The organism is Puerhibacterium puerhi, from assembly GCF_009846865.1.
Lineage (GTDB): Bacteria > Actinomycetota > Actinomycetes > Actinomycetales > Cellulomonadaceae > Puerhibacterium > Puerhibacterium puerhi.
The window spans coordinates 1-3,757 of record NZ_WUWN01000083.1; the positions used below are offsets into that span (position 1 = coordinate 1).

Annotated in this window: 5 protein-coding genes; all 5 read right to left on the minus strand. The window is 77.7% G+C overall.

From position 1 onward, the window contains the following. Positions 1-387: hypothetical protein (locus tag GSF02_RS18290; RefSeq protein ID WP_159798796.1), on the minus strand; the 387-nt coding region annotated here is incomplete at its 3' end. Positions 388-392: 5 nt separating this feature from the next. Further along, positions 393-1,118 (minus strand): ABC transporter ATP-binding protein, encoded by a 726-nt coding sequence (locus GSF02_RS18295; RefSeq protein WP_159798797.1) that lies wholly within the window; start codon positions 1,116-1,118, stop codon positions 393-395. Between the two features lie 54 nt (positions 1,119-1,172). Then, entirely contained in the window at positions 1,173-1,919 is a 747-nt protein-coding gene (gene deoC, locus GSF02_RS18300; protein ID WP_235915695.1) for a deoxyribose-phosphate aldolase, read from the minus strand. A gap of 5 nt (positions 1,920-1,924) precedes the next feature. Then, complete coding sequence (locus GSF02_RS18305; RefSeq protein WP_159798798.1) at positions 1,925-3,085, minus strand: adenosine deaminase; 1,161 nt, start codon at positions 3,083-3,085, stop codon at positions 1,925-1,927. 34 nt (positions 3,086-3,119) lie between these two features. Continuing rightward, positions 3,120-3,452: a hypothetical protein gene (locus GSF02_RS18310; RefSeq protein WP_201308992.1), complete on the minus strand. Its 333-nt coding sequence runs from the start codon at positions 3,450-3,452 to the stop codon at positions 3,120-3,122. Between the last annotated feature and the right edge of the window lie 305 nt (positions 3,453-3,757).

The window sequence follows — 3,757 nt, forward strand, 5'->3', positions numbered from 1 at the left end:
GGCCACCACCGCCACCCCGGCCGCCACGCCGAGCGCCCGCGGCCGCAGCACCGCCGTCGGGCGGAACTGCCCGCCCAGCACGTGCACCGCCTCCCGGCGCGACGTCCACAGCGGGCCGCCGGCGCCGGCCAGCACGACCGCGCCGAGGCACGCGCCGGCGAACGCCACCGCGCCCAGCGCGGCGGCCGTGCGGCCCGCCGAGGCGCCCGCGCCGAGGTGCCGCAGCAGCGAGCCCAGCATCGAGCCGTACATCGCCACCACGAGCACGGTGGCGTAGACGGCGTACGCCACGGTGCCGGCGGACGCCGCCGCCCGGCTGCGCAGCACGGCGCGGCGCCAGGCGCGGTAGGCCCGTGCACCGCCGGGCGTCGGAGCCCGCGTCGGCATCCCGGTCACCGGTCCGGCGCCGCGAGCGCCACCTCGACGCCGCGCGGCGCGCCGTCCGGCCCGGGCGCGGTCAGGGCCGCGCGCAGGTCCTGGTCGTGGGTCGCGACGACGAGGCTGCGCCCGGCGTCGAGCGCTGCCACGAGCAGCGACCGGGCCAGCTCGCGCCACCGCGCGTCGAGGCGCTGCTCCGGCTCGTCGAGCACCACCAGCCGCGCCGGCCGGTACAGGGTGCACGCGAGGGCGAACATCTGGCCCTCGCCGGAGGACAGCTCGGCCGGGAGCTGGTCGCGCACGCGGGTCAGGCCGGCCCGCGCCAGCCAGGCGTCGACGCCGGGGCCCGGGTGGCGCGGGCCCCACGCGGCGGCGACGAGCGCGAGGTGCTCGGCCACGGTGAGGTCGGGGTAGGTGGGCAGCCCGTCGAGGAGCAGGGCGAGGTCCTCGCGCCGGCGCTGGCGCGAGACGTTGGCGGGGGCGCCGAAGGTCGCCACGCTGCCGGCGGACGGCAGGTCGACGCCGGCGACCAGGCGCAGCAGGGTCGTCTTGCCGGAGCCGTTGGGCCCCACGACCGCGGCCGCCCGACCGGTCGGCAGGCTCCACGTGGTGGGCGCCAGCACCTGGACGGTGCCGTGGGTGCGGCTCGCGCCGCGCACCTCGACGACCGGACCGGCTCCGGCCGGTGCAAGCCCGGCTCCCGGCGCTGGGACCTGCGGGGCGCGATGGTCGTCCGTCACGCCCCGCAGGCTATCGGTCCGCTCGGCGGGCGGCCGCCGACCGGGCCGGCGGGCTCAGTAGCCGCCGGCCTCCGCGGCGGCGCCCTGCGCGGCGTCGGGCTCGAACCCGGCGAGCACGAGCGCGGTGCCGGACAGGCCCAGGCGCGTGGCGCCGGCGGCGATCATCGCCAGGGCGTCGGGCAGCGTGCGCACGCCGCCGGAGGCCTTGACGCCGAGGCGGCCGCCGACCGTGTCGGCCATGAGCCGCACGGCGTGCACCGTGGCGCCGCCGGTGGGGTGGAACCCGGTCGAGGTCTTCACGTAGTCCGCGCCGGCGGCCTCGGCGGCCCGGCACGCGGCCACGACCTGCTCGTCGGTCAGCGCCGCGGACTCGATGATCACCTTGAGCAGGCGGTCGCCGGGCACCGCGGCGCGCACGGCGGCGATGTCGGCCTGCACGGCGGCGAGCTCGCCGGCGCGCACCGCGCCGACGTCGAGCACCATGTCGACCTCGTCGGCGCCGTCGGCCACGGACCGGGCCGCCTCGGCGGCCTTGACCTCGCTGACGTGCTTGCCGGACGGGAAGCCGCACACCGTGGCGACCTTCAGCCGCCCGGCGGCGACGGCGACGGCGTGCGCCACGAACGTCGGCGACACGCACACGGAGAACACCCCGAGCGCGGCACCCTCCTCGACCAGCGCCGTGACGTCGGCCGCGATGGCCTCCGGCTTGAGCAGCGTGTGGTCGACGAAGGCCGCGAGCTCGGCGGGCGTGCTCGGCACCTCGGCGGGCGCCTCGGCCGGCGTGCGGGGGGTGGGCAGGTCGGTCACCGGAGGGCTCCTTCGACGGTCTGGTAGCCGGGCAGCACGAGGTCGTCGACGATGGCGCGGCGCTCGTCGTGGTGGACGAACGCGCCCCACGCGGCGGTGACGGTCACGTCGGCCAGGTCGTCGAGCGTCCAGCCGGCCTCGGTGACCAGGCGGGTCATCTCGTGCGACATCGAGGTGCGGGACATCAGCCGGTTGTCGGTGTTGAGCGTGACGGCGAAGTCCAGCTCCTTGAGCCGGGTGATCGGGTGCTCGGCGATCGTCCGGGCCTCGGTGGCGCCGGTCTGCAGGTTCGACACCGGGCACACCTCGAGCGGGATCTGGTGGTCGCGCACCCAGTGCGCGAGCGAGCCGAGGGTGGCCAGCGGCGAGCCGTCGCTGTCGGTGCCGAACGCGATGTCCTCGACGATGCGCACGCCGTGGCCGATGCGGTCGGCCTGGCCCAGGTGCACGGCCTGGGCGATCGACGGCACGCCGGCGGCCTCGCCCGCGTGGATCGTCACGGGGAAGTCGTTCTCGGCCAGGAAGTGCCACACCTCGAGGTGCCGGTCCGGCGGGAAGCCGTCCTCGGCGCCGGCGATGTCGAAGCCGACGACGCCGGCGCCGCGGTAGGCGACGGCCAGGTCGGCGATCTCGCGCCAGCGGTCGGCGTGCCGCATGGCGGTGACGAGCTGCCCGACGCGGATCACCTGACCGCGTGCGGCGGCCTCGGCGATGCCCGCGTCGATGCCCGCCTGCACGGCCTCGACCGTCTCGGGCAGGCTCATGCCGCGCTGCAGGTGCTGCTCGGGCGCCCAGCGCTGCTCGGCGTAGACGACGCCGTCGGCGGCGAGGTCGAGCACGGCCTCCTTGGCGACCCGGGCCAGCGCCTCCGGCGTCTGCATCACCGCGATCGTGTGGTCGAAGGTCTCGAGGTAGCGCACCAGCGAGCCCGAGTCCGCCGCCTGCTGGAACCAGTCGGCCAGCGCGTCGGCGTCCTGTGCCGGCAGCGGGTGGCCGACCGCGTCGGCCAGCTCGAGCACGGTCTGCGGGCGCAGGCCGCCGTCGAGGTGGTCGTGCAGCACGACCTTGGGCAGGGACGGGATGAGGTCCACGAGGGCGGAGCCCGAGGTGGCGGTGCCGGCGAGGCGCGTGCCGGCGGTCGGGGCGGGGTCGGTCATGCCCCCAACCTACTGGTCCGGCCTCCGGGCGGCGTCACTGCTCGACGTCCTCGGGCTCGACCACGTCACCCTCGAAGCCCTCGTCGAAGCCGGCCGGCTCCCACACGCCGCCCTCGTCCACCACCTCGACCTCCTCGGACTGCTCGACGACGTCGGCCTCGTTGGCCTCGCCGTCGAGGTCCGGGCGCGCGGTCCGGGGGCGGTAGTCCTCCGCCAGCGCCTCGTGCGACGGCGGCTCGTCGGGGGTCTGCACCTCCTCGACGAGGCTCGCTGCCTCGGGCCCCAGGTCCTCCGGGTCGACCTCGCGCTGGTCGGGCTCGCGGAGGCCGGCGTCGCGCCAGCTGTCGTGGCCGGGCAGGGTGCTCATGGCTTCCTCCTTGGGTCACGGTGGGTCCCCCTCGCGGGGGCTCACGGGCCCCCGGCGCACCGTCCGCGGGCACGACCACGCCGCGGCAGGTGCGTCCGGGACCCCCATCGTGGCCCCGCCGGTGCGGACCCGCCACCGGCCCGCGCGGACACGCGGGCGCCCCGCGGCTCAGCGGGGGCGCGGCAGCAGCGCCCACACGACGTGCGGCCACCCGCCGAGCGCCGCCGTGAGCGCCGCCCGGTCGCCGGGCGTCGCGTCGCCCGGGCGGCGCAGCGCGGCGAGCGCCACGGTGTGCACGGTGGCCG